The sequence below is a fragment of the Streptomyces sp. BoleA5 genome (assembly GCF_000373665.1).
In the GTDB taxonomy this organism is placed as follows: domain Bacteria; phylum Actinomycetota; class Actinomycetes; order Streptomycetales; family Streptomycetaceae; genus Actinacidiphila.
This window is the reverse complement of sequence record NZ_KB892105.1, coordinates 80,484-106,583: the sequence shown is the minus strand read 5'-3', so window position 1 is coordinate 106,583 and position 26,100 is coordinate 80,484. Positions and strand designations below refer to the sequence as shown.

The window sequence follows — 26,100 nt, the reverse complement described above, 5'->3', positions numbered from 1 at the left end:
CACATGGCAACACACCCGACGGCGGCCGGCCGGACCGTGCGATGGCGTGCCGGGGCGGCCGGAGCCGTGGTGCTCGGGCTCGTCCTGACCGGCTGCGGCGGCGCCAAGGTCGGTGACTCGGACGCCGGTTCCGGCGGATCCGGCGGCTCCTCCGGCAAATGCGGCACGTTCAACCTGGCGGTCAACCCGTGGGTCGGCTACGAGGCGGACGCGGCGGTCGTGGCGTACGTCGCCGAGGAGAAGCTGGGCTGCACGGTCAAGAAGAAGGACCTCAAGGAGGAGATCGCCTGGCAGGGCTTCGGCACCGGCGAGGTCGACGCCATCGTGGAGAACTGGGGCCACGACGACCTGAAGAAGAAGTACATCGAGGAGCAGAAGACCGCGGTCGAGGCCGGTTCGACCGGCAACAAGGGCGTGATCGGCTGGTACGTGCCGCCGTGGCTGGCGAAGAAGTACCCGGACATCACGAAGTGGGAGAACCTCGACAAGTACGCCGACAAGTTCCGCACCTCGGAGTCCGGCGGCAAGGGACAGCTCCTGGACGGCGACCCGTCGTACGTCACCAACGACGCCGCCCTGGTGAAGAACCTCGAACTGGACTTCAAGGTCGTGTACGCGGGCAGCGAGACGGCGCTCATCCAGGCCTTCCGCCAGGCCGAGGCCAAGAAGCAGTGGCTGCTCGGCTACTTCTACGAGCCGCAGTGGTTCCTGTCGGAGGTGCCCCTGGACAAGGTCGAACTGCCGCCGTACAAGGCGGGCTGCGACGCGGACGCGGAGAAGGTCGCCTGCGACTACCCCGTCTACGACCTGGACAAGATCGTCAGCAAGAGGTTCGCCGACTCCGGCAGTCCGGCCTACGACCTGGTGAAGAACTTCAACTGGACGAACGACGACCAGAACCTCGTCGCCAAGTACATCGCCGTGGACAAGATGACGCCGGAGGCCGCCGCCGAGAAATGGGTGAAGGCGAACCCCGGCAAGGTCGACGCCTGGGTCGAGTAGTCCCCCCGCCCCTGCCGCCCGGCTCCTGCCACCCCGCCCCCAGGGCGCCCCGCTCCACCCCGTCCCCGTGCCCGGCGGGCTGTTCCGACAGCCCGCCGGGCACCGTCGTTCCCCGCCCGCCGCCGCCCGTTCCGGGCCTTCGCTGGGGTCCTCGGAGGTCCTTCTCCCGCCTCCGGCGGGCCTCTTGACACCCTCTCCGACGCCCGGCACATTGAGTTGCGCAACCTGAATCATGTTGCGCTGAAAGCAACTGGGAGGTTTGGCGATGACGGGACCCCGCGTGGTCATCATCGGAGCGGGCGTCGTGGGGGCGGCGCTGGCCGACGAACTGTCCGCCGCCGGCTGGACCGACGTCACGGTCGTCGACCAGGGGCCGCTCCCCGCCACCGGAGGCTCCTCGTCCCACGCGCCGGGCCTGGTCTTCCAGACCAACCCCTCCAAGACCATGACCGAACTCGCCCGCTACACCGTCGAGAAGCTCAGCTCCCTCGACGTCGGCGGACAGTCCTGCTTCCTCCAGGTCGGCGGCCTGGAGGTGGCCACCACCCCCGAGCGCCTGGCCGAACTGCACCGCCGGCACGGCTGGGTGACGTCGTGGGGTGTCGAGGCCCGGATCGTCGGACCCGAGGAGTGCGTCGCGCTCCACCCCCTGCTGGACCGCGCGCGCGTCCTCGGCGGACTCTTCGTCCCCACCGACGGCCTCGCCAAGGCGGTCCTCGCCGTCGAGGCGCAGACCCGGCGCGCCGCCGAGCGCGGCGTCCGCTTCCTCGAACGCCACGAAGTCCTCGCCGTCACCCAGGACGACGGCCGTGTCACCGGAGTGGTCACCGACCGCGGCGGCGAGCTCGCGGCCGACGTCGTCGTCTGCTGCGCCGGGATCTGGGGCCCCCGGGTCGCCCGGATGGCCGGCATGGAACTGCCGCTCACCCCGCTCGCCCACCAGCTCGCCTGGACCGGCCCCGTCCCCGCCCTCGCGGGCCAGACCGCCGAGGCCGTCCGCCCGATCCTGCGCCACCAGGACGCCGACCTCTACTACCGCGACCACCACGACCGGATCGGCATCGGTTCCTACGGCCACCGCCCCATGCCCGTCGCCGACGACATCGCCGCGTTCGACGAGACCGACGGGATGCCGTCCGTCCTGGCGTTCACCGAGGGCGACTTCGCCGACGCCTGGACCGAGACCCGGTCCCTGCTGCCCGCCACCCGTGACGCCAAGGTCGAGGAGGGCATCAACGGCCTGTTCTCCTTCACCACCGACGGCATGCCGCTGCTCGGGGAGTCCCCGCGGGTGAAGGGGTTCTGGGTCGCCGAGGCCGTCTGGGTCACCCACTCGGCGGGCGTCGGCCGGGCGATGGCCGAGTGGCTGGTGGACGGCCACTGCTCGTCCTTCGACCTCCACGAGTGCGACGTCAACCGCTTTGAGCCGCACCAGCTCGCACCCGACTACGTGCTCGCCCGCGGCTGCCGCAACTTCGCCGAGGTCTACGACATCATCCACCCGCTCCAGCCCGCCGGGGCCCCGCGCCCGATCCGCACCAGTGCCTTCCACCCCCGCCAGGAGGAGCTCGGGGCGTTCTTCCTGGAGGCGAACGGCTGGGAGCGGCCGCAGTGGTACGAGTCCAACGCCCCGCTGCTGGAGGGGCGTTCGATCCCCGCGCCGAACGACTGGGCGGCCCGCTACTGGTCGCCGGTCGTCGGCGCCGAGGCGCTGGCGACCCGGGAGACCGTCGCCCTGTACGACATGACCGCGCTCAAGCGCCTGGAGGTCACCGGACGCGGCGCGGCCGCCTTCCTGCAGCGGCTCACCACCGGCAATGTCGACAAGTCGGTGGGCTCGGTGACGTACACCCTGCTCCTGGACCACGACGGCGGCATCCGCAGCGACATCACGGTGGCCCGCCTCGGCCGCGACCTCTTCCAGGTCGGCGTCAACGGCAACCTCGACCTGGACCTGCTCACCCGGCGCCTGCCCGCCGACGGCACCGTCGCGGTCCGCGACATCACCGCGGGCACCTGCTGCGTCGGCCTGTGGGGGCCGCTCGCCCGCGAGGTCCTGCAGCCGCTCGCCGACACCGACTTCTCCGACCAGGGCCTGAAGTACTTCCGCGCCAAGCGGGCGCACATCGGGGCCGTCCCCGTCACGGCGATGCGCCTGTCGTACGTCGGCGAGCTCGGCTGGGAGCTCTACACCACGGCGGACCTCGGCCTGAAGCTCTGGGACACCCTGCTGGCCGCCGCCCGGCCGCTGGGCGGCGTCCCTGCCGGGCGCGGGGCCTTCAACAGCCTGCGCCTGGAGAAGGGATACCGCTCCTTCGGCACCGACATGACCTTCGAGCACGACCCGTACGAGGCCGGCCTCGCCTTCGCCGTCAAGGAGGACAAGGACGACTTCACCGGCAAGACCGCGCTCGCCCGGCGCCGGGAGCGGGTGCGGCGCAGGCTCACCTGCCTGACCGTCGACGACCCGGGCGACGTGGTGATGGGCAAGGAGCCGGTGTACGACGGCGACCGGCCGGTCGGCTATGTGACCAGCGCCGCCTACGGCTACACGATCGGCAAGGGCATCGCCTACGCGTGGCTGCCGGCGGAGCTCTCCGAGCCCGGGCGCGCCCTCGACATCGGGTACTTCGACCGGCGCGTGGCGGCGCGCGTCGCCGCGGAGCCGCTGTTCGACCCGGCCATGTCCCGCCTCCGCGGCTGACACCGCGCGGACGGCACGAGACCTCCGACGGCGCCGCTGAGAGGAATCCCCGCGCATGAACCCGCTCACCGCCCCCCTGTCTGCGCTCGACCCCGAGCTGCACGCCGCGCTGCGCGCCCGCACCGAGGCCCGGGCCGCCGCGCACCCGCTCTACCCGCACCTGCCGCAGGACGGAGACGTCGCCCGATGACCCCCCGCACCCCGGGGGCCGAGCTCCCCGAGCACCCGGACTTCCTCTGGCGCACGCCCGAGCCCAAGCGCGGCTACGACGTCGTGGTCGTCGGAGCCGGCGGGCACGGCCTGGCCACCGCGCACTACCTGGCGCGCGACCACGGCATCACCGACGTGGCCGTGCTGGAGAAAGGGTGGCTCGCGGGCGGCAACATGGCCCGCAACACCACGATCATCCGCTCCAACTACCTCTGGGACGAGAGCGCCGGAATCTACGAGCACGCCCTGAAGCTGTGGGAGGGGCTTGAGGAGGAGCTGGACTACCCGATCCTCTTCTCCCAGCGCGGAGTCCTCAACCTCGCCCACAGCCTCCAGGACGTGCGGGAGGGCGTCCGCCGGGTGGAGGCCAACCGGCTCAACGGGGTCGACGCCGAATGGCTCGACCCCGCGCAGGTCAAGGAGGTCTGCCCGATCGTCGACACCTCTCCGGACGTGCGGTACCCGGTGCTCGGCGCGACCCACCAGCCGCGCGCCGGCATCGCCAAGCACGACCACGTCGCCTGGGGCCTGGCCCGCTCGGCCGACGCCGCCGGGATCGACCTCGTCCAGAACTGCGAGGTGACCGGCATCGACGTCAGCGACGGCAGGGTCACCGGCGTACGCACCAACCTCGGGCCCATCGCCGCGGGCAAGGTGGCACTCTGCGCCGCCGGCCACTCCTCGGTGCTGGCGCGCATGGCCGGATTCGACCTGCCCCTGCAGAGCCACCCGCTGCAGGCGCTGGTGAGCGAGCTGCTGGAGCCCGTGCACCCCACGGTCGTCATGTCCAACGCGGTGCACGTGTACGTCAGCCAGGCCCACAAGGGCGAACTCGTCATGGGCGCGGGGATCGACGCCTACAACTCCTACACCCAGCGCGGCGCGTTCCACGTCATCGAGCGGCAGATGGCCGCCGCGCTGGAACTCTTCCCGGTCTTCGCCCGCGCCCACCTGCTGCGCACCTGGGGCGGCATCGTCGACGTCAGCCCGGACGCGTCACCGATCGTCGGACTCACCCCGGTAAGCGGCCTCTACCTCAACTGCGGCTGGGGTACGGGCGGTTTCAAGGCCACGCCCGGTGTGGGCCAGGTCTACGCGCACACCATCGCCCACGACACCCCGCACGCCCTGGCCGCGCCCTTCTCACTCGAACGATTTACCACCGGCGCGCTCGTCGACGAGCACGGCGCGGCCGCGGTCGCCCACTGAGGAGCCCGATCGATGCTGCTCATCCCCTGCCCCTGGTGCGGGCCCCGCGACGAGGCCGAGTTCCACTACGGCGGTCAGGCGCACCTCGCCTACCCGCGGGACCCGGCGGCCCTGACGGACGAGGAGTGGGCCCGCCACCTCTTCTTCCGCGACAACCCCAAAGGTCCCTTCGCCGAGCGCTGGATGCACGCCGCGGGCTGCCGCCGCTGGTTCGACGCGGTGCGCGACACCGCGACGAACCGCTTCGTCACCGGCGCCTCGGCCCCCGCGCCCGCCCGCGTGTCCACCCCCGCGCCCGCCCGCGTGTCCACCCCCGCGCCCGCCCGCGTGTCCACCCCCGCGCCCGCCGGCGCCTCCGCCGGCGCCTCCGCCGGCGAGGCGCCCCGCCCCGGCCCGTCCTGGCCCCCCGCCCCGGTCCCCGCCCTTCGTCCCGCGCGCGACCCGGCACAGCCCTTCCGGCTCGCCGAGGGCGGGCGCATCGACCGCGCCACGCCTGTGACGTTCACCTTCGACGGCACGGCGTACACCGGCTACCGCGGTGACACCCTCGCCTCCGCGCTGCTCGCCAACGGCGTCATCGCCACCGGTACCGGCATCAGGCTGGGGCGCCCGCGCGGCGTCTTCTCGGCCGGCGTCGAGGAGCCCAACGCCGTGGTGCAGATCGAGGCCCCCTTCCCGGAACCGATGATGCCCGCGACGACCGTGGAGCTCTACGACGGACTCGTCGCCACCGGCCTTCCCGGTCAGGGCAGGCTCGCCACCGGTCCCGACCCGGCCCGCTACGACGCCGTCCACGCCCACTGCGACCTGCTCGTCGTCGGCGCGGGCCCCACCGGGCTGGCGGCCGCCGCCACGGCCGCCGGCAGCGGCGCGCGGGTGATCCTCGCCGACGAGCAGCCCGAACCGGGCGGCAGCCTCCTCGGCAGCGGACGGCACCTGGACTGGGTCGCCGCGACCGAGGCCCTCCTCGCCGAGGAGAACGGGATCCGCCTCCTGCGCCGTACGACGGTTTTCGGCCACTACGACGACAACCACGTCCTCGCCCTGGAGCGCCGCACCCACCACCTCGGCGCCGCCGCCCCCGCCCATGTCTCCCGCGAACGCGTCCACCGCGTCCGCGCCCGCCGGGTCGTGCTGGCCACCGGCGCGCACGAGCGTTCCCTGGCCTTCCCGGACAACGACCGCCCCGGCGTCATGCTGGCCGGCGCGGCCCGCGCCTACGTGCGCCGGTACGGCGTCGTCCCCGGCCGCAGGGCCGTGGTGTTCACCACCAACGACAGCACCGGCGCCGTCGTCCGCGACCTGGCGGCCGCCGGCGTGGAGATCGCGGCGGTCGCCGACGCCCGCGACGGCGTGTACGTCACCGGCACCGAGGGGACGGACCGGCTGACGGCCGTGCTGCTCGGCGACCGGCGGATCGAGGCCGACCTGCTGCTGGTCTCGGGCGGCTGGAACCCCGTCGGCCACCTCTTCGGCCAGGCGGGCGGCGCCGTGCGCTACGACGAGGCCCGCGGCGCCTTCGTCCCGGTGCCCGGATCGACGCACCAGGCCGTGGAGTTCGCCGCCACCCCCGCGGAGGGCGTGGCCGCCGCCGCACGGGCGCTCGCCGCCGAGGGCTTCACGCCGGTCCGGCCCCTCCTCCCGCCGCCGGAACCGGGGCCCGGCCGCCCGCCGCTCACCCTCTTCGACGTCCCCGTGACCGCCCCCGGCCCGCGCTTCGTGGACCTGCAGCGGGACGTCACCGTGGCCGACCTGCGGCGCGCCACGGCGGCCGGGATGCGTTCGGTCGAGCACACCAAGCGCTACACCACCGCCGGCACGGCGAACGACCAGGGCAAGACCTCGGGCGTCCTGGCCTCGGGCGTCGTCGCGGGGCTGCTCGGCGTGGAGGTGTCCGCGCTCGGCACCACGACGTACCGCCCCCCGTACGCGCCCGTGTCCTTCGCCGCGCTCGCGGGCCGCGACCGGGGCGCGCTCCACGACCCGGTCCGGGTGACGGCGCTGCACGGCCTTCACGTCGCCGACGGCGCGGTCTTCGAGGACGTGGGCCAGTGGAAGCGCCCCCGTCACTACCCGCGCGCGGGCGAGGACATGGCGGCCGCCGTCCTGCGCGAGTGCCGGGCCGCCCGTGAGGACGTCGCCTTCATGGACGCCTCGACCCTCGGGAAGATCGACGTGCAGGGCCCGGACGCCGCGGAGTTCCTCGACCGGCTCTACACCAATGTGATGTCCACCCTGCGCCCGGGCATGATCCGCTACGGCGTCATGTGCCGCCAGGACGGCATGGTCTTCGACGACGGCACCGTGATCCGCCTCGCGGAGGACCGCTTCCTGGCCACGACGACCACGGGCAACGCCGCGGCCGTCCTGGACTGGATGGAGGAGTGGCTGCAGACCGAGTGGCCGCAACTGCGCGTCCACTGCACCTCGGTGACCGAGCAGTGGGCCACCGTCGCCCTCGTGGGCCCGCGCTCCCGCGAGGTGCTGGGCGCGCTCGCCCCCGGACTCGCCGTGGGCAGGGCCGAGTTCCCCTTCATGGCCTGGCGCGACGCGACGGTGGCGGGGGTGCCGGCCCGGGTGTGCCGGATCAGCTTCTCCGGGGAGCTGGCCTACGAGATCAACGTCCTGCCGTGGCGGGCGACCGCCCTCTGGGAGGCGGTGCGGGCCGCCGGCGCCACCCCGTACGGCACCGAGACCATGCACGTGCTGCGCGCCGAGAAGGGCTATCCGATCGTCGGCCAGGACACCGACGGCACGGTCACGCCGCAGGACCTCGGGATGGGCTGGGTCGTGTCGAAGAAGAAGCGCGACTTCGTCGGCAAGCGGTCGCACACCCGCGCCGACACCGCCCGCCCCGATCGCAAGCACCTGGTCGGGCTGCTGCCCGAGGACCCGGGGCTGCTGCTTCCCGAGGGCACCCACCTCGTCGCGGACCCGCTGCCGCCCCGGCCCCCCGTCACGGCGCTCGGCCACGTCAGCTCCAGCTACCGCAGCGCCGCCCTCGGCCGCACCTTCGCGCTCGCCCTGGTCAAGGGGGGCCGCGAGCGGGTGGGGGAGAGGCTCTACGCGCCCGTCGGCGGACGCCTGGTGCCCGTGACCGTCGCCTCCCCCGTCCTCTACGACCCCGAGGGGGCCCGCCGCGATGGCTGACACCGACACCCGCCTCAGTCCGCTGTCGGCCGCTGCCCGCCGCCTCACCGCCGTGACCCGGGCCTCGGGAGGCGCACTGCGCCTGGCCGAACTGCCCTTCCTCGCGCAGATCGACCTGCGCCTGGACCCGGGCGGCCCGGCCGCCGAGGCCGCCGGGCTCGCCCTGGGCGCGCCGCTTCCCCTGGAGCCGTGCACCTCCGTCCGCACCGGTGACCTGGCCGTCCTGTGGCTCGGTCCCGACCAGTGGCTCGTGGTGGGGCCGCCCGGCGCCCAGGGGGACCTGGAGGCCCGTCTGCGCAAGGCCGCGGGCGAGGCGCACGTCTCGGTCACCGACGTCTCCGCCCAGCGCACCATCCTGCTGGTCTCCGGACCCCGCGCCCGCGACCTGCTGGCGCACGGCTGCTCGCTCGACCTGCACCCGGAGGTGTTCGGCCCCGGCGCCTGCGCGCGGACCGCCCTGGCCCGCGCCCAGGTGGTGCTGGTGGCCAGGCAGGAGACGAGGGCGGGCTTCTGGGTGCTGGTCCACTCCTCCTTCGCCGGCTACCTCGCGGACTGGCTCCTGGACGCCGCCACGGAGTACGTGTGACGTGGGCCGCACACACCCCCTCTTAACTTGAATCTGCCATTCGCATTATCTAGCCTCGGGGCATGCGCCTGACGAAGTCCACCGACCTCGCGCTCCGCGCGGTGATGGCCCTGGCCGTCAAGGACGAGCCGTCCACCGCCCGGGACGTGGCCGAGGCGATGCGGGTCCCGTACTCGCACCTCGCCAAGGTCGTGGCCCGGCTGCAGCACCTGGGAGTCGTCGAGACCCGCCGCGGCCGCGGCGGCGGCCTCGAACTCACCCCCGCCGGACGGACAGCCTCGGTCGGCCGGCTGGTGCGGGAGCTGGAGGGGGTCGGCGACGTCGTCGACTGCGAGGGCGAGACGCCCTGCCCGCTCGCCGGTGCCTGCCGGCTGCGCGGCGCGCTGCGCCGGGCGCAGGAGGCCTTCTACGCCTCCCTGGACCCGCTGACGGTCGCCGACCTGACCGCCGCACCCACCGGGCCCGTCCTGGTGGGGCTGGTCGGCTCCGGCCCGCCCGGGCCGCGGGACTGATCCGGCCACCCCGCACCGACCGCCTACCGAGGGCGGCCTCCGCACGTCCTTTAATACGAATTACAGATACCAAATTAGGGAGCACGTCCATGCTCAGCGAGAAGTCCGCAGCGACCGTCCGCGCCACCCTGCCCGCCGTCGGCGGCGCGATCTCCGAGATCACCGCGCTCTTCTACGACCGGCTCTTCGACGCCCACCCCGAGCTGCTGCGGGACCTGTTCAACCGCGGCAACCAGGCGGCCGGCACCCAGCGCGAGGCCCTCGCCGGAGCCATCGCCCACTTCGCCACCGTGCTGGTCGAACAGCCCGGGCAGCGGCCCGACGCGATGCTCTCCCGCATCGCCCACAAACACGGCTCCCTCGGCATCAGCCCCGGCCAGTACCACATCGTGCAGAAGCACCTCTTCGCCGCCATCGCCGAAGTGCTGGGCGACGCCGTCACCGAGGAGGTCGCCGCCGCCTGGGACGAGGTCTACTGGCTGATGGCGAACGCCCTCATCGCCATCGAGCAGCGGCTGTACGCCGAGCGCGGCGTCCTGGCCGGGGACGCCTGGCGCCCCTGGGAGGTCGCCGGGAAGGTGCGGGAGGCCGAGGACGTCGTCTCCTTCCGGCTCCGCCCCGCGGACGGCCTGCCGCTGCCCGACTTCGGCCCCGGCCAGTACGTCTCGGTGCGCGTCGAACTCCCCGACGGCGCCCGGCAGATCCGGCAGTACAGCCTCTCCGGAGCCCCCGGCGACACCACCCGGCAGATCACCGTCAAGCGCGAGCGCGGTCTCGCCGGCGACCCGGACGGAGAGGTCTCGGCCCACCTCCACGACCACGTGGGCGAGGGCGCCCGCGTCGAGCTGTCGGCCCCCTACGGCGACATCGTCCTCGCCGACGACGGCGGACCCCTGCTGCTCGCCTCGGCCGGTATCGGCTGCACCCCGATGCTCGCCATGCTGCACCGGCTCGCCGGCGACGGCTACGCCGCGCCCGTGACCGTCGTCCACGGCGACCGCACACCGGAACACCACGCCCACGCCGCCGACCACCGCGCCCTGGCCGAGAAGCTCCCCGGCGGAAGCACCCACTTCTGGTACGAGGACCCGGGCACCGGCGCCGCTCCCGGCGACCGCGCCGGCCGGGTCGACCTGTCCGGCGTCGAGCTGCCCGACGGCCTGCGGGCCTACCTGTGCGGCCCGCTGCCCTTCATGCGCGCCGTCCGCACCCAGCTGCTGGAGCGCGGTGTGCCCGCCTCGGCCGTGCACTACGAGGTCTTCGGCCCCGACCTGTGGCTCGCCCGCGACTGACCGGCCACACTGGTCGGGTGACGGACAAGGCGGACAAGGCGGATAGGGCGGTCAAGCGCAGCGCGGGGATCCTGCTCTTCCGCGGCACCTCGGGCGACGCGCCCGAGGTGCTGCTGGCCCACATGGGCGGCCCGTTCTGGTCGTCCAAGGACGCCGGCGCGTGGACCATCCCCAAGGGCGAGTACGAGCCCGGTGAGACCGCCGAGACGGCCGCACGGCGTGAGTTCCTGGAGGAACTGGGCCTGCCGGTGCCCGCGGGCGAGTTGCTGCCGCTCGGCGACAACCGCCAGCCGGGCGGGAAGGTCGTGACCGTCTGGGCGCTGGAGGGCGACCTCGACACCGGCCTCGTGGTGCCCGGCACCTTCTCGATGGAGTGGCCCCGGGGCTCCGGCCGGGTCCGTGAGTTCCCCGAGGTGGACCGCGCCGCGTGGTTCCCGCTCGGCCCGGCCGCGCAGGGGAAGATCCTCTCCGCACAGCGGACGTTCCTGGACCGGCTGCGCCTGCTGCTCGACGGGGGCGGCGCGGCCGGAGACGGTCAGGAGGCCGGAGAGGCGTAGATCGACTCGATCTGCGCCGCGTACTCGGTGACGATGGTGTTCCTGCGGAGCTTGAGGGAGGGCGTCAGCATTCCGTTCTCCACCGAGAACTCGTGCGGCAGGATGCGGAACGCCCGGATCGACTCGGCGCGCGACACCGCCGCGTTGGCCATCGACACCGCCCGCTGCACCTCGGCGTGCACGTCGGGTTCGGCCATCGCGGTCCGCAGCAGGACCGCCTCCCGGTCCAGCGTGATCAGCGCCGCGACGAAGGGCCTGTTGTCGCCCACCACGATGCACTGCGAGACCAGCGGATGCGCCCGCAGCCGCTCCTCCAGCACCAGCGGCGCCACACTCTTGCCGCCGCTGGTGATGATGATGTCCTTCTTGCGCCCGGTGATCGTCAGGTAGCCGTCCGGGTCGAGCGAGCCCATGTCGCCGGTCGCCATCCAGCCGCCGCGGCGCCACACCTCGTTGTTCGCGACCGGGTCGGCGTGGTAGCCCGCGAAGACCGTCGCCCCCCGCACCAGCACCTCGCCGTCCGGCGCGATCCGCACCGCGCTGCCCGGCAGCGGACGGCCCACCGTGCCGAAGCGCACCTTCCCCAGCGGCTGAGCGGTCACCGCGGCCGTGGTCTCGGTGAGCCCGTACCCGTCGTGGATGGTGAGCCCCGCGCCCGCGAACAGCAGCGACAGCTCCCGGCCGAGCGGGGACCCGCCCGAGACCGTGTAGTTCACACGCCCGCCCAGCACCTCCCGGATCCGCGCGTAGACCAGCCGCTCGAACGCCGAGTGCGCCGCCCGCAGCAGCGGCCCCGGCCCCGGCCCGGAGCCCAGCGCGTGCCGCTCCACGGCCTCCGCGTAGCGCACCGCCACATCGGCGGCACGGTCGAAGACATGGCCCTTGCCGCCGCGGGCGGCGGCGTTCCGCGCACCCTGGATGATCTTCTCGTAGACGTACGGGACGGCGAGCAGGACCGTCGGCCGGAAGGAGCGGAACGCCGGGAGGAGTTCGCCCGGCGCCAGGTCGGGCTGGTGGCCGAGCAGCACGCCCCCGCGCACCGCGCAGGTGGTCACCATCAGCCCGTAGATGTGCGACATCGGCAGGAACGCCAGCACCGACGGCCGCACCCCCGGCGGGGCGAAGATCGAGCCGTACCCGGCCAGCAGGGTGTCGCACTCCGCGGCGAGATTGGCGTGGGTGATCAGACAGCCCCTGGGCGGTCCCGTGGTGCCCGAGGTGTAGGCGATCACCGCCACCGACTGCGGCTCGACCGCCCAGCGCAACTGGTCCAGCAGCACCGGATGGACCTGCCGGCCGAGCGCCGCCAGCCACGGTACGCACCCCGCGTCGAGCTGCCAGATCCGGCGCAGCGCGGGCAGCGTGTCGCACACGGCGCCCACCGTCATGGCGTGGTCCTCGTGTTCGACGACGATCGCGACCGCCCCCGAGTCGGCCAGGATCCACCGGACCTGCTCGGCCGATGAAGTCGGGTACACCGGGACGATCCGGGCGCCCACCGACCACAGTGCGTAGGAGAACAGCGTCCACTCGTACCGGGTGCGGGCCATCACGGCCACCGGCTCGCCGAAGCGGATGCCCTCCGCCACCAGGCCCCGGGCCAGTTCGGCCACCTCGTCCCGGAAGGCCGCGGCGCCGACCTCCCGCCAGCGGTCGCCCCCGGACCCGTCGCGCCGGGCCAGCACGGCCGCTTCCGGGCGCCTGTCGGCCGTCTCGTACACCGAGTCGGCGAGTCCCCCCGACCGCAACTCCGCCGCCCGGGGCGGAAGGCTGAACTCGCGCACGGCGCCCCCTTCCGCGAGCCGGTGCCCCGCCGCAGCGAGACGGCAGGCAGGGAAGATATCCGGCGTTTGCGCCACTTGCCTAGAGGTGGGGCGGAAACGGCAGCGACTGACGTGAACGGGTGCCTCCGGGCGTGGGGATGACCGAGTACTCCACGGGCCGGCAGGTGGAAGTGGTGGGGGATGGGGGCAGGGATCGCTGCAGGTGGTCTCGGCTTTCAGGGTGCGAGGGAGAAGTAGTTCTCTTCTTCCTGGCTGAAGTGCAGGCGCAGGACGGTGTTGAGGCCGTAGAGGCAGGAGCGCAGGTCGTCGAGTTGTTCGGGGGCCAGGCTGCCATCAGGGTGGGCCAGTTGCAGGTGGGTGGCGATGCGGCGGGAGAGGCGTTCGATCTCGGTGTGGGCGCGGCTCATGGTGGCGGTGGCTTCCGGGCCGCCGAGGGTGGGGGCGAGGGCGGGGTAGAGCTGGTGTTCTTCGGCGTATTCGTGGGGCAGGAGCCGTTCGGTGAGCAACCGGTGGATCTCCGCCACGGTCGAGAACGCCTTGGGGCCCGGGGTGTCGGAGAGGCGGTCGGCGGCGTCGCGTACGGCGTCGAGGACGTCCTGAAGGTCGTCGTGTTCGGCGGCGAAACGGTGGATGAGGTCTTCGGCGGCGGGGGAGAGGGCCGGGCGTGCGGCCTGGTCGACGCGCAGGGCGCGCAGGGCGTTGAGGATGACGGCGACGTCGATGGCTTCCTGCAGCAGCGCGCCGGCGGCGGGCGGGAGCAGGCCGACGGCAGCCGCGGCCATTGCGGCCAGGGACATCAGCATGCCGCCCAGGGCACTTTGGACGGCGATACGGCGGGCACGTTGGGCGATGCTGACGGCGTCGGCGAGGCGGTCGACGCGGTCGGTGGTCAGGACGATGTCGGCGGCTTCGGAGGAGGCGGTGGAGCCGCGGGCGCCCATGGCCACGCCGACGTCGGCAGCGGCGAGGGCGGGGGCGTCGTTGACGCCGTCGCCGACCATGACCGTGACCGCGTGCTCGCGCTCTTCGCGGACGGCGGCGACCTTGTCGGTCGGGCTGAGTTCAGCGCGTACGTCGTCGAGGCCGAGGACGGCGGCTACTTCACGGGCGGGTGCGGCACGGTCGCCGGTGAGCATCAGCAGCCGTTCGATGCCTGCCGTGCGCAGGTGGCGCAGCGTGCGTGGGGCGTCGTGACGCAGGGGGTCGCGCAGCAGGATGGCACCGGCCGGCTGTCCGTCGAGGGCCAGCCAGGCGACGGCCGCGCCGTCGAGGAGGGCGCGGTTGTCGGCGGCCCGGGCCCAGGCGGGGCGTGTGGCTCTGGGGCCGAGGCGGCCGATGGAGACCCGGTGGCCGTCCACGGTGCCGGTGGCACCCCTGCCGGGTTCTTCGGTGACGTCCGTCGGAGCGGACAGCTTCAGTTTGCGTTGCCGGGCGGTGTCGACGATGGCCTGGGCCAGGACGTGGGGCGAGTACTGGTCGACCGAGGCCGCCAGACGTAGTACCTCCGCGGGTTTCCGGCCGGGGGCGGCGGTGACGTCGAGGACACGGGGACGGCCGCGGGTGAGGGTGCCGGTCTTGTCGAGCAGGAGGGTGCGGGCGTGGCCGAGGTTCTCCAGTGCGCCGCCGTCGCGGATGACGACGCCGAGGCGGGAAGCCCGGGACAGGCCTGAGACGATGGCGACCGGGGCGGCCAGCAGCAGGGGGCACGGGGTGGCGACGACCAGGACGGCGACCGCGCGTACCGCGGAACCGCTGATCAGCCAGGCCAGCCCCGCCACGACGACGGACAGGGGCAGGAACCAGGCCGCGTAGCGGTCGGCCAGCCGTACGACCGGTGCGGACTCGGCCCCGGCCTGCTGGGCCATGCGGACGATTCCGGCGTAGGTGCTGTCGCGTTCGGTGGTGGTTGCGCGCAGTTCGAAGGCGCCACCGGCGTTGACCACGCCGCTGCGCACCGCTTCGCCCTGGACTCGCTCGACCTGGAGGGGTTCACCGGTGAGCACTGCCTCGTCGAGGACGGCGGTCGCGTTTTCCACGCGGCCGTCGACGGGCACGACCTCCCCGGGGCGGACGACAAGCAGGTCTCCGGCGGCGACTTCTCTCAGGGGGACCGTGACCACTCCGGTGGCGGTGCGGCGGTGTGCCGAGCGCGGGGCGTGTTCGAGCAGGGCGCGCAGGTCGTGGGACGCGCGCCGCTGGGCGGCGGCTTCCAGCGCGCGGCCGGTGGCGAGCATGAGCGCGATCAGAGCGCCGGCCAGGTATTCGCCCACAGCCAGGGTGCCGCCGAGCGCGAGTACCGCGATCACGTCGACACCGGCGTGTCCACGCCGTAGCGCGGCCAGCACCCACCCGATCGCGGGGACGACGGCAGCAACGGTGCCCAGAGCCCAGAACAGGTCGGCGAGGCCGCGGGCATCGGCGAGCCAGGCGATGCCGCCACCCGTCAGCGCTGCCGCGGTGACGGCCAGGAGGACAGGTTCGAGCCAGGAGGTGACCGCGGCGGCCAGGTGACGTGGTCGTGCTGTGGTGTGGTTCATGGCGCACCTCGGTCTGTGCGGCGCGGTGACCGTCAGGGCTGTGTCTCTCCATCCCATCGTGGCATCAAGCCCCGGAGACAGGGGCCGTCCGGCTCTGCTCCGGGTTCGGACGGCTGGTGGTGGCATCTGGTCGTCGTCACCGGCCGGTGACGAGGCGGAGGGTCCGGACGGCGCAGGGTACGGCGGCCGCGGCGCCCCCAGTGGCCGCCCAGTGGCCGCCCACTGGCTGTCGGATGGCTGCTGCTGCGGGCACTGTCCGGTGCACGCGTCCTCAGCCCGGACAACTGCGCGCGTATGCAGCAGCAGACGAAGCGTGACAACGAGTAACCGCCGTTCACTCGGATGACGGTCCGGCCTGGCCAGTCATGGGTGTCCTTGGTGCCATGGCGTAGGTGTCCGCAGCAATTCCCGAAGATGAGGAGGGCAGTGTGATTCCGCACCGAATATGCGCCCTGGCAGCAGTGGCGCTGGCCGTCGGCCTCAGCACCCCCGCCGTCGCCGTCCGTCCGCCCGCGGGCGGTATGCCGCACGGCCTGCACGCCGGAACTTCCGCGGATCTGGAGAAATCCCTGCGGGGCGAGGCGTTCGCCAACGCCTCGTACTCGGTCTTCGCCGAGCAGGCGCGAGGCCAGAAGCTGCCCGCCGTGGCCACGCTGTTCCAGCGGGTGGCCTCTGTCGAGCTGGGAGAGCACTTCACGGAGGCGGCGACCCTGACCGGCCTGGTGGGCAGCGACGCGGCCAATCTCCGCGCCGCGGTCGAGGGCGAGTCGTACGAGTCGCGGGTGATGTACCCGGGCTTCGCCCGGCAGGCCAAGGAGGACGGCGACACCAAGGCCGCGGAGTTGTTCACGGAGATCGCCAAGGACGAGGCGGCCCACCACCAGCGGTTCCAGGCGGCGCTGCGCGTGCTGACGACGGGCAAGGGCAGCATCCCCAAACCGCCGGGCGTCAATCCGGAGCGCGTGCGCGCGGGCATGCCCCAGGTCCGTGCCGCCCGCACCAAGGCGAACCTGGACACCGCCATGCACGGCGAGGCGCTGGCACACGCCAAGTACGCCCTGTTCGCCAAGCACGCCCAGGCGTGGGGCAACAAGGCCCTGGCGCGGCTGTTCACCGGCGCAGGAGACATCGAACTGCGCGAGCACTTCACCGGTGAGGCGGCACTGGCAGGGCTGGTCCGCTCCACGCGCGACAACCTCACCACGGCCGTTAACGGTGAGCAGTACGAATCGCGCACGATGTACCCGGACTTCGCGCGGAAGGCACAGGCCGCCGGCGACACCGGAGCAGCCGCCCTGTTCCGCAACGACGCCGACGACGAGGCCGGCCACGCCCGCGACTTCGTCGCCGCACGCCAAGCGCTGCGGTGACCGTGCCGCAGTGCGGCTGAGTTAGGCGATTCCGGGCCGGGCCGGGTTGGTCGCCGCGGTCCGCACTCCGCACGTCAGTGGGCGTTCAGACGTTCCGTCAGGGACTGCGGCCCGGTTCCGTTTCGGCCCCTGCCGGAGCCGGGTTGAGCCGGGCCCGGGTCAAGCGGGCCGTCAGGTAGGTGGCCACGAAAACGCCAAGGGTCCCTGATCGTCGCGTGCCCCCCGGCCGGAGCGCTCGCCGCCGACGACGGGCGTGAACCGCTGCCCGCGGTCGTATCGCTCCGGCTCGGCGACGCGCCACCCGGCTCCGCGAACGCCCCGCCTACGGCCAGGCAGCTCTCATCGCCTGCGACCGCCTGGTCCGCACCCTCACTGCCCAGTGCGTCGAGGTCCAAGCCCTGCAGGGCCTGGATGCGACGCGCGGTCCCGACAACAGCCACAGCACCGCTTGCGCCCGACCGAGCATCAGCGTCCACACCTTCGCCGCCATCCTCAACCGGCGACGCCGCTGCGTCCGCGTCCGACGGCACATCCGATCGCGGGCCCACAACGAAAGGTGATTTCCCGCTGACCTGGACCCGCCTGACGGCGGCCATACCGGCGGGATTGATGGTGGCCACCGGAGGCAGGCCGCCGCCGAGCCGAAGCCCCCCTCCGCGACCGTGCGGCTGGTGACCGGTGACCGGGTGACCGTGACGACGCCGCCCGGAGGACGGCGCACCGCCACGGTACAACCCGGCCCCGGGCGTACACCTGCCGTTCAAGACGCTGGAGGGGGACGGCAAGGTGCTGATGGTCATGCCGTTCGACGCCGAGACGCTGGTGGCCGCCGGCATCATCCTCGCGGGACTGAACCCCACCGTCCGTTGAGGGAGCCGGTCCGCAGCAGGGTGTTGCCGTGGTCGGTGTGTGCGGGTTCGGACGGCCTCGCCTACGGGTGAGGCCCGCCCCGCGTCTGAATGGGGACAGCGCCCCACCGGGCGCGGACCCCATCCGGCTGCCGGGTCAGACCATGAGGCTCACTCGCTCGTTCACATTCAGCAGTGTCTTGCCGTAGACCTCCAGGCCGACGGCAGGGATCAGGCCGGCGTGGCGGGCTGCGGTGTTCGCATCACGCCAAATGCGCTGCAGGGTGTTTGCCTCGGCGAAGGCAGAGGCGCCGTGCGCGTCCAGCAGGATGCCGATGGCCTCGAGGATCTGGCGGGCCGCGTAGCCCGCCTCGGCCCTGATGTGGGCGCGCGCGGCATAGTCCAGAGGACCGGCGGCGGCCGCCTGGTCGACCTGCGAGGTCGCGCGGTGGGTAAGAAGCCTGGCTGTCTCGATCTTCAGCGCGGCCTCGGCCACCTGCGTCTGGATCCCCACCGAGTCCGCCTGCCGGTTGTGAACGGTGAACGACAGCGGCTTGGACACCGCTGCACGTACCACCACGTCCAGAGCCGCCTTGCCCAGCCCGAGCAACGGACCGAGCAGGCACAGCAGCAGCATCGGGCCGAACGAAGCGCCGTACAGCTCCTCCTCGCGGGGCGAGCGCGGGTAGACCCCCTCCGCCGCCGCCGGAACCGACAGGACGCGGTGCGCGGGGACGAACACATCCCGCGCGACGAGGGTGTTGCTGGCGGTACCCCGCATCCCGGCGGTGTGCCAGGTGTCCTCGATGACCAGTTCCGAGGCGGGAATCAGCACCAGGGCCTGGTCCGCGACCGCACCATCCTCGTCCTGCAGGAGTGCGCCGACCGCCGCCCAGGTCGCGTACGGCGCGCCGGAGTTGTACGACCAGCGGCCGCTGACCCGCCAGCCGCCCGCCACCCGCTCGCCGATGCCCGTCGGTGCAGCCACACCGGTCACCCGTGCATCAGGGTCGGTTCCGAACACCTCCTCCTGGGCCTGATCCGGAAACAGGCACGCCAGCCAGTTCGTCACGGAAATGATCATCCCGACCCAGGCCGCCGAGCCGTCGGCTTCGCCGAGGGCCTCCGAGACATCGGTCAGGGTGCGCAGATCCGCCTCCTGACCGCCGTATCGCTTCGGTGTCAGCAGCCGGAAGACGCCGGCGTCGGACAGCGCATGGACGATCTCGGCTGGTACGACGCGGTCCCGGTCACCGCGAGCGGCGTGTTTCCGCAGCAGCGGCCGCAACGCGGCCGCCGCCGCGACCGACTCGGACGTGGGACCGGCCTCGACCGGCCCGCCGGGCACGCCGTGGGATGTGGAGCTGTGCATATGTGTCTTCTCCGTCGTGGTCGTTGAGTGTGCTGCCCGAGGCGCGGCGCTGCCGGCGGAGACAGCAGGTGTGCCGCCCCGCCGCCCCGGCGCCGGAACGAGACCCGCCGGCGCCTTGACCCGAAAGGCGGCCGGACCGGGCGGGGCGGGACGTCAAGCCGGCAATGCCGGCAACGCTGCCGACACCTTCGTCGTCCGTGGATGGCAGGTGTCCCATCCGCGGTGACGTCCGGTTGTTCGCATGCCGTGGCAGTCCGTGTTGAGCTGCTGCCAGGGTGCGTCAGCCCGGCGAGAGGCACGGGCGCCGGCACGGGCGAACTCGGCCCGAACGCTTGGCGCCCGGCTTCACGGGTATCGATCTTATATCGAGCGTTCGTTAAATTTTCGGGTCATGGTGGGCCCGCGGCCCGAGGAGGGAAACGGTCTCGCGCGCGACGTCAGTCGAGGGTCTGCGCGGTCTGCTGGCGGGAAGCGTTGCCAATGGCCTCCATCAGCATGTGGCGCGAGTGGGCGTAGGTGAAGTCGGGGGCTGTGTGGGTGCCTTCGCGCAGGTCGCGTCCCAGGTGGGTGTAGAGCGCGGCGACGTTCCGGGCGGGGCCGACGAGGCCGTCGGGGATACCGGCGGAGTACTCGGCGGGCACCTCGAGCTTGGACACGGTGGCGTCTTCGCCGAAGCCGGCTTCGAGGGTGAGGTCGGTGACCTGGATGTTGCCCCAGGGGGCGGTCAGGACGATGTCGCCGTCGGTGCCGTTGATCTCCCAGCGGAAGTTGTCGCCGCGGGAGGCGCCGCCGCGGTAGAAGACCGAGGCCGCGGCGCCGTTCTCGAGGGTGCCGATGACCGAGATCTGGTCGGGGGCGGTGACGGGGAACACGGTGTTGCCGTCGTCGGTGACGGTCACCTCGGTGCGGCCGTGTACGAGGTTGGCCGACAGGTGGTCGAATTCCCCGAGGGTGACATTCAGTGCGTCGATGGCGTGCAGGGCGGCGCCGGACAGGGGGGTGGCGCCCTGGGACTCGTCGTACCAGTAGGTGTGGGCCTTGGTGGTCTGCCCGTTCCACACCATGCCGGAGGCGACGAGGGAGGTGCCGATGACCCGGCCGATCCTGCCGTCCTGGACCAGGTCGCGCGCGTAGCGCAGTTCGGGGTGGTAGCGGCCCTGCAGGCCGATGGCGGTGCGCACCCCGGCGGCGTCGGCGCGCTGGGTGAGTTCGGTGGCCTCCGCCAGGTTCAGGGCCAGCGGCCATTCGCTGTAGACGGTCTTGCCGGCGTCGATCGCGGCGGAGATGAGCTCCCGGTGGTGGGGGACCTTGACCGCCACCACGACGATGTCGATCCCCGGGTGGGCCAGCAGGGCGGCGTGGTTGTCGTAGGCCGCCTCGACGCCGAATTCCCGCACGGCCGCCTCGGCGGACTCGCGGCGGGAGGTGCTGACGGCGCGCAGTGTGAAGTCGGGGTGGGCCTTGAGGGCGGGGATGTGGCTGATGGAGGCCCAGCCGCCCGGGCTGCCGCCGATGATGCCGACGCCGATGGTGCTCATGTTGTCACTCCTGTCATACGGGCCCTGTGCGGGCCGAGGGGAAGGTGGGGGTCGGTACTACTTCTTCGGTGCGGCGGACGGCGTCCAGTTGGGAACGGTGTCCACCCGGAACCGGGACAGCACGGAGCTGGAGATGTACCAGTGGCCGTGGATCCGCTGATACGTGTCGCGGTACTCGCCGTAGCCGTGGAAGCCGTTCTTGTAGCTGGACCCGGCCGGGAAGCTCACGTAGTCCTCCATCGCCCAGATCGCCGTGGCACGGTTCCCGTGCACCTGGATCTCGGGCAGGAAGCCCTGGTGGGCGGTGGGCGCGTCACCCAGCAGCGCTGCCGTGTTCTTTGCGAGGTCCTTGCCGCTGTTGTACTTCACACCCACGTCGATGGTGGGGTGGGCGGTGAAGAGCGCGGCCAGCTTGGACCACTGCTTGCTGTCGATGTAGCGGAAGTAGCGCGCCTTCAGCTGGCGGATGTCCTCGATGTCGGCGAGCCGCTGCACTGTGGCCGCGTTGTGTGCCGCAGCGGACTGGGCGGGGTGGTGCGCGGCGGACGCGGGCTGGGAGGCCCAGGCGGCCGCGCCCGCGCCCCCGCCGGCCAGCAGTGCGGCCACGGCTGCTGCGCCGACCACACGTGAACGCCATGCGGAAGGCGTGCGGGATTCCTGCTTGCTCATGCTGTGTCCTTTCGGCGCCGCATCGGTGCGCGGGCGATGGTCCTTGAGTTCCGGGCCTGGGGCTACCGGCGTGGCGCTCACCGGGGATGCGCCGCTGCCGGTCGGTTGCGACCCGGCCACGTCAGCCAGTGAACCCTATGTGGAACGATGCGTCAAAAAAATAATCGAATTTTCTGCCTCAAATGTGAGAAATATTTGTAGCGATCGTTCGGGGCGAAGATCGCTCGCTCGTCGCCCGCACGCGCCGCTCACGCAGTGAGTCCCCCCGTCCACCTGGCCGGCCGGCGGACTCGATTCGGTCCGACGCCCTGGGCAGCCTCTGCGTCCCAGGGTTGTGGCGCCCGCGGCCAGGCCGATCGGCAGCCGGGTACGGCCGCCGGTGGCGCGAGGCTCGGGGCGGCCACCGAGGGCAGGTCAGCCGCACGATCGATGAGCCGGGTCGTGGCCTCGGGGTGGGAGACAGGTGCGGCGTGCGAGGACGGCACTTCAACCGAGACGGCATGGGCCCCGGGTCCAAGACGGGGCGCCGGGTTTTCACCCGGCTCCGTGGCGGCGGTGCACACGTGGCGCCACCGCCCTGCGGTCAGCCCGGGTGGTGGGCGGGCGGTTGCGCCGTGCCCACCGGGACGGAGCGGCGTGCCATCCACTGGACCAGGGGTTGGAGTGCCTTCAGCAGTGCCTGGCCGTCCGCGGTCAAGCGGTAGCGGACCTGCACGGGCGTGGTCGGCATCACCGTGCGCTCGATCAGCCCCTCGGCGGCCAACTCCTTCAGGCGCTGGGTCAGCAGGCGGTCGGAGATACCACCGACCATCGTCCGGAACTCCCCGTGGCGCCGGGCGCCATGTGCGGCGGCCGCCAGAATTCCTCCCGTCCAACGTCGCCCGACAAGCTCCAGCGCGCCCAGCAGATTCGGGCAGGCGCTGTCGTCGATGGTGCGTTCTGTGCACTGCGCGGATGGTGAAGCATGCATTCCTGAAACTCCAATACGAGGACGGTTGCCTGGTTCACGGAGACTGAGGGTCGGCCGGAGAGCCGGCACACCTCCCGGCACCGGCCGGCGGGATCGGCGCGCGTTGCACGACGGTTGCCGCATCTGGATCTCGCTGTGGCACCGCTCTGCTGCCGCCGTTGTCAACGCGCCGGCGACGAGCGCCGTTTTCTCGTTCTCGGGAGGGACGACGGTGCCCGGTGCGGGCCCGGCGGGAGCCCGGCACGGAAGGTCTTGAGGGTCAGCGCCGGGCGGGGGCTGCTCCGCCGGCGTGGGCGGCGCCGTCGGAGGGCGCCGCGGGCGGGATGGCGAAGTTGCGATTGAAGACGTTGTCCGGATCCCATGCGGCCTTCAGGGCGCGGAGCCGGGTGAGGACGGGCTCTGGGAAGGCGTCCGCCAGACGGGCCGGGTCGGTGTCCGTCTCGAAGCTGGGGTACATGCCGTTCAGGTGCGGGTACAGCCGTGCCCAGTGGGCGTTCATGCGGCTGACATGGCTGGAGGCGGTGGCGGCGATGACGGAGAAGTTCTGGGTGCGGTGCGACCAGGCCATGGCGTCCTCCGGGATGTCGTGCACGGCGCCGCCCATCGAGCGGAACTGCATGACCATGACGTCGCCCGACTTCATCGCCTTCTCGACGATGGCGGCTGCCTCCGGGGTGATGTGGTCCAGCAGCCCGCTGCGGGTGTTTCCCAGGCCTTGGCCGCGGTGCTGGTTCTCGGGCGGGGCGACGATCAGGTGGTACGGGACGAGCTGCGCCTGCTGGTCCAGGACCGGGCCGGCGCCCATGAACGGGGTCAGGGCGTTCTGCGCGTCCTCGATGTCGTCTCCCGCGTAGACCAGGGTGATCTGTGCGGTGACCGGCCCGCCGCGGTGGCCGGGGAACAGCGATATGAAGCTGGTGATCTCCCGCGGGGCGGCTTCGACCAGCCGTCCCCATTCCAGGAGGAAGTCGGCCGTGTCGGTGGCGTCCACGACCAGGGTGGCGTAGGCGACGTTCTCGACCTCGTACGCCTGCAGTTCGAAGGCGGTGACGATGCCGAAGTTGCCGCCCGCGCCCCGGATCGCCCAGAACAGTTCCGGGTGGTGCTCGGCGTCGACGCGCAGCCTGCGGCCGTCGGCGACGACGATCTCGGCGGCGGTGACGTGGTCGATGGTCAGGCCGTGCTTGCGGGCCAGGTAACCCAGACCGCCGGCGGTGGCGAGGCCGCCGACACCGACGTCGCCGTAGTCGCCGGAGCTCATGGCCAGCCCGTGGGGTGCGAGCGCGCGGGCGACATGTCCCCAGCGTGCGCCGGGGCCGACGCGGATGCGTCCGGTGGTCCGGTCCAGGACCTCGACGGAGTTCATCTTCGACAGGTCGATGACGATGCCGCCGTCGTTGGTGGACCGGCCGCTGATGCCGTGGCCGCCGCTGCGTACCGAGAGCGCGACGTTCTGGGCGCGCGCGTAGGCGAGGGCGGCGACGACGTCGTCTGCGTTCTCGGCCCGGATGACCAGGGCGGGTGATCCGGAGTGGATGTAGCTGTGGCGGACGTCCTCGTAGGCCGGGTCGCCCGGCTCGACGACCTTCTGCGCCAGGGATTCGGGGACCGCGTCGTAGTCGATGGTGTCGCGCCGCCCGGCGAGGACGACAGCCGTTCGGTCGGGCACCGTGCCGGTGCCGGCGGGGGCGGTCGACCGCTCGCGGGCGACGGCCTCGCGCAGGGCGGGTGCCACCTCCTCGCCGAAGGTCCGGATCAGCCGGGGGTCGTCGCGGCCGATGAGGAACGCCGAGAAGCCCTGCTCCAAGACCAGTGGAAGCAGTTCTTCGACCCACTGTCGAGGCGGGCCCTGGAGGTGGCCGCGCCGGGTGGTGGTGAAGTCCACGCTGAAGAGGTTGAGCAGGCGCCGGATCTCCTTCGGGTCGCGGCCCTCCGCGTGGGCGGCGTCGTCGATGATCTTGTTCGCCTCCGTCATCCCCGGGGTCCGGAGGTATTCCAGTGTCGGAAGCCAGCCGTTGGCCTTGCGGCCTGTCAGGCTCAGCATGCGCGGTTTGTAGGCGCCCAGCCACACGCTGATGTCGTGAGAGGGGCGCGGCCCCCGCTTCATCGACGGGACGGTGTAGTGCTCACCCTGGAAACGCAGGGAGCCGCGCTCGCCGCTGTCCCAGGCGCCGCGGAGGATGTCGATCGCCTCGTCGAGCGCCTCGACGCCCTGCCCAGGGCTCAGACGGGGTCCGCCCATGCCGTGAACGGCGTCGGGGAAGGCGCCCGCGCCGAGTCCGAGTTCGAACCGGCCCCCGGACAGGACGTCGATGCTCGCCGCCGTCCGGGCGAGCATCGCCGGTGGCCGCAGGGGCAGGTTCGTGACGTTCGCCGACACGTGGATGCGGCTGGTTCTGGCCGCCACCCAGGTCAGCAGCGTATAGGTGTCAAGAAAGTCCGCATTGTACGGATGGTCCTGGAACGTGGCGACGTCCAGCTGGGCAGCCTCCGTGAGTTCCGCAAGCGCCACGGCTCGCGCCGGGTCCTGTGCGGTGGGGGTGATGAATGTGCCGAGCAAGAGCTCGTGGCCGTAGTCGGGCATGCACTTCCTCTGGGTGGGCTGTCAGGCAGTTCATCTATCGAATATATGGTATCGAAAGCAACACATCTATGAAGCTGCACATTCCTGGCGTCTGGGCGAAGAGACGGACGACTACCGCGGGGCACCGGCGAAAGGTCGCCGCATGCCGCGGCTGCGGGGGGCAGGACGCCTGGCGCGCGGTGATGGGTCAGGCCGTGGAGCGCCGCCGGCCGCACCGTTCGCGCGCAGTACGGTGCGGCCGATGATGTTGCACCCGATGGTTACGAGGCGGTGTTGCCGTGGGCAGGCTGGTCGCCGGCCGGTGAACTGCCGGCACGGTCCGGGGCGTGGATGCTGGCGAGCAGGCGCAGGCGTTCCTCGGAGGCGCTGCCCGGCTCCGCGTGGTAGGTGATCAGCGTCTGCCCGGCGCCCGGGATGAGCAGCTTTTCGTAGCGCAGTTCCAGTGGGCCGGCCTGGGGGTGGCGGAACAAGGTGGTGCCGGTGGTCTTGTGCTTGACGTCCTGGCGGCCCCAGAGGGTGCGGAAGCGTTCGCTGCTCAGGGTGAGCTCGCCGACGATCTCGACGAGTCGCGGGTCGTGGATGTCGGCGCCGACGATGGAGCGCAGGTAGGGGACGACGCGGGCGGTCATGTCGTCCCAGTCCTGATGGAGCTCCCGCATCTCGGGTTCGAGGAATGCGGCGAGGATGCCGTTGTGGCCGGGGGCGTTGAAGGGCGAGAGCGCGATGGCGAGCTCGTTGGCGGCGAGTATGTCCATGTACTTGCCGTGGACGTATGCCGGTGTGAGCGGCCAGGATTCGATGAGGGTGCGAATGCCGTCGCTGACTTTCTCGGGCCTGCGGGGCCGCTTGCGCTGAGGGCTTTTCGGTGCGGCGATCTGCAGCAGGTAGGCCGTGGCCTCCTCGTCCAGCCGCAGTGCGCGGGCGATGCTGCGCAGGACCTGCTCGGAGGGATTCTTGTCGCGGCCCTGCTCCAGGCGGTTGTAGTAGTCGGAGCTGATTCCCGCGAGGAAGGCGACCTCCTCGCGGCGCAGCCCCGGGACACGCCGGTTGCCTTGATCGGGAATGCCGGCCTCGTCGGGTGAGATGAGCTCCCTGCGGGCGCGCAGGTAGCGACCCAGTGCGTTGGCGTCTTCGGTGGCTGGCATGTTTCCAGCGTACGAAGGCATGCCGGTTCCCTGGGTGGCCCTGCCGGTCCCGGTCTCAGCC

The 26,100-nt window shown here is 72.3% G+C and carries 18 protein-coding genes and 1 pseudogene; 11 read left to right on the top strand and 8 right to left on the bottom strand.

Going from position 1 to position 26,100, the window contains the following annotated elements; translation table 11 throughout:
- Positions 1–3 precede the first annotated feature (3 nt).
- The 9 genes from B085_RS0120320 (at position 4) to B085_RS0120280 (ending at position 11,222) form a co-directional block, all read left to right on the top strand.
- Complete coding sequence (locus B085_RS0120320) at positions 4–1,002, top strand: ABC transporter substrate-binding protein (protein ID WP_018560419.1); 999 nt, start codon at positions 4–6, stop codon at positions 1,000–1,002.
- Between the two features lie 265 nt (positions 1,003–1,267).
- Positions 1,268–3,706 carry a GcvT family protein gene (locus B085_RS0120315; protein ID WP_018560418.1) on the top strand — a complete coding sequence of 813 codons (2,439 nt, stop codon included), beginning with the start codon at positions 1,268–1,270 and terminating at the stop codon, positions 3,704–3,706.
- 55 nt (positions 3,707–3,761) lie between these two features.
- Entirely contained in the window at positions 3,762–3,896 is a 135-nt protein-coding gene (locus B085_RS51475) for a hypothetical protein (RefSeq protein WP_018560417.1), read from the top strand.
- Complete coding sequence (locus tag B085_RS0120305; protein ID WP_018560416.1) at positions 3,893–5,125, top strand: sarcosine oxidase subunit beta family protein; 1,233 nt, start codon at positions 3,893–3,895, stop codon at positions 5,123–5,125. The genes B085_RS51475 and B085_RS0120305 overlap by 4 nt, the downstream gene beginning before the upstream one ends.
- A 12-nt stretch (positions 5,126–5,137) precedes the next feature.
- Entirely contained in the window at positions 5,138–8,275 is a 3,138-nt protein-coding gene (locus B085_RS0120300; protein WP_018560415.1) for a sarcosine oxidase subunit delta, read from the top strand.
- A complete protein-coding gene (locus tag B085_RS0120295; protein WP_018560414.1) occupies positions 8,268–8,861 on the top strand; it encodes a sarcosine oxidase subunit gamma in 594 nt (197 codons plus the stop codon). The genes B085_RS0120300 and B085_RS0120295 overlap by 8 nt, the downstream gene beginning before the upstream one ends.
- Positions 8,862–8,923: 62 nt before the next feature.
- Positions 8,924–9,373 (top strand): RrF2 family transcriptional regulator, encoded by a 450-nt coding sequence (locus B085_RS0120290; RefSeq protein WP_018560413.1) that lies wholly within the window; start codon positions 8,924–8,926, stop codon positions 9,371–9,373.
- 89 nt (positions 9,374–9,462) lie between these two features.
- Positions 9,463–10,665, top strand: coding sequence for a globin domain-containing protein (locus tag B085_RS0120285; protein ID WP_018560412.1), 1,203 nt, complete (start codon positions 9,463–9,465; stop codon positions 10,663–10,665).
- 17 nt (positions 10,666–10,682) lie between these two features.
- On the top strand, positions 10,683–11,222 hold the full coding sequence (locus B085_RS0120280; protein ID WP_018560411.1) for an NUDIX domain-containing protein: 540 nt from the start codon (positions 10,683–10,685) through the stop codon (positions 11,220–11,222).
- Here the strand turns inward: B085_RS0120280 and B085_RS0120275 are convergent.
- Both B085_RS0120275 and B085_RS0120270 read right to left on the bottom strand, forming a co-directional pair.
- Entirely contained in the window at positions 11,201–13,006 is a 1,806-nt protein-coding gene (locus B085_RS0120275) for an AMP-dependent synthetase/ligase (RefSeq protein ID WP_018560410.1), read from the bottom strand. The two genes, B085_RS0120280 and B085_RS0120275, sit on opposite strands and share 22 nt — an antisense overlap.
- A 215-nt stretch (positions 13,007–13,221) precedes the next feature.
- Positions 13,222–15,543 (bottom strand): heavy metal translocating P-type ATPase, encoded by a 2,322-nt coding sequence (locus tag B085_RS0120270; protein ID WP_018560409.1) that lies wholly within the window; start codon positions 15,541–15,543, stop codon positions 13,222–13,224.
- 428 nt (positions 15,544–15,971) lie between these two features.
- Between B085_RS0120270 and B085_RS43075 the strand changes: the two genes are divergently transcribed.
- Together B085_RS43075 and B085_RS50875 are read left to right on the top strand one after the other, a co-directional pair.
- Positions 15,972–16,913: a ferritin family protein gene (locus B085_RS43075; RefSeq protein ID WP_234018620.1), complete on the top strand. Its 942-nt coding sequence runs from the start codon at positions 15,972–15,974 to the stop codon at positions 16,911–16,913.
- A 275-nt stretch (positions 16,914–17,188) separates the two neighbouring features.
- Positions 17,189–17,326, top strand: a pseudogene (locus tag B085_RS50875) (ABC transporter ATP-binding protein); the annotation flags it as partial.
- Positions 17,327–17,918: 592 nt separating this feature from the next.
- On the opposite strand, the gene B085_RS0120255 reads toward B085_RS50875, so the two are convergent.
- The 6 genes from B085_RS0120255 to B085_RS0120230 form a co-directional block, all read right to left on the bottom strand.
- Positions 17,919–19,133 (bottom strand): acyl-CoA dehydrogenase family protein, encoded by a 1,215-nt coding sequence (locus tag B085_RS0120255; RefSeq protein ID WP_018560407.1) that lies wholly within the window; start codon positions 19,131–19,133, stop codon positions 17,919–17,921.
- Positions 19,134–19,570: 437 nt separating this feature from the next.
- Positions 19,571–20,671 carry a Gfo/Idh/MocA family protein gene (locus B085_RS0120250; RefSeq protein ID WP_018560406.1) on the bottom strand — a complete coding sequence of 367 codons (1,101 nt, stop codon included), beginning with the start codon at positions 20,669–20,671 and terminating at the stop codon, positions 19,571–19,573.
- A 57-nt stretch (positions 20,672–20,728) separates the two neighbouring features.
- The gene (locus B085_RS43070; RefSeq protein WP_078619984.1) at positions 20,729–21,340 is read right to left on the bottom strand and encodes a nuclear transport factor 2 family protein; all 612 of its coding nucleotides are present in this window, start codon (positions 21,338–21,340) and stop codon (positions 20,729–20,731) included.
- A gap of 583 nt (positions 21,341–21,923) precedes the next feature.
- Positions 21,924–22,310 carry a winged helix-turn-helix transcriptional regulator gene (locus tag B085_RS43065; RefSeq protein WP_051102119.1) on the bottom strand — a complete coding sequence of 129 codons (387 nt, stop codon included), beginning with the start codon at positions 22,308–22,310 and terminating at the stop codon, positions 21,924–21,926.
- A 259-nt stretch (positions 22,311–22,569) separates the two neighbouring features.
- On the bottom strand, positions 22,570–24,894 hold the full coding sequence (locus B085_RS0120235; RefSeq protein WP_018560403.1) for an LLM class flavin-dependent oxidoreductase: 2,325 nt from the start codon (positions 24,892–24,894) through the stop codon (positions 22,570–22,572).
- A 260-nt stretch (positions 24,895–25,154) separates the two neighbouring features.
- Positions 25,155–26,039: a helix-turn-helix transcriptional regulator gene (locus B085_RS0120230; protein ID WP_018560402.1), complete on the bottom strand. Its 885-nt coding sequence runs from the start codon at positions 26,037–26,039 to the stop codon at positions 25,155–25,157.
- Between the last annotated feature and the right edge of the window lie 61 nt (positions 26,040–26,100).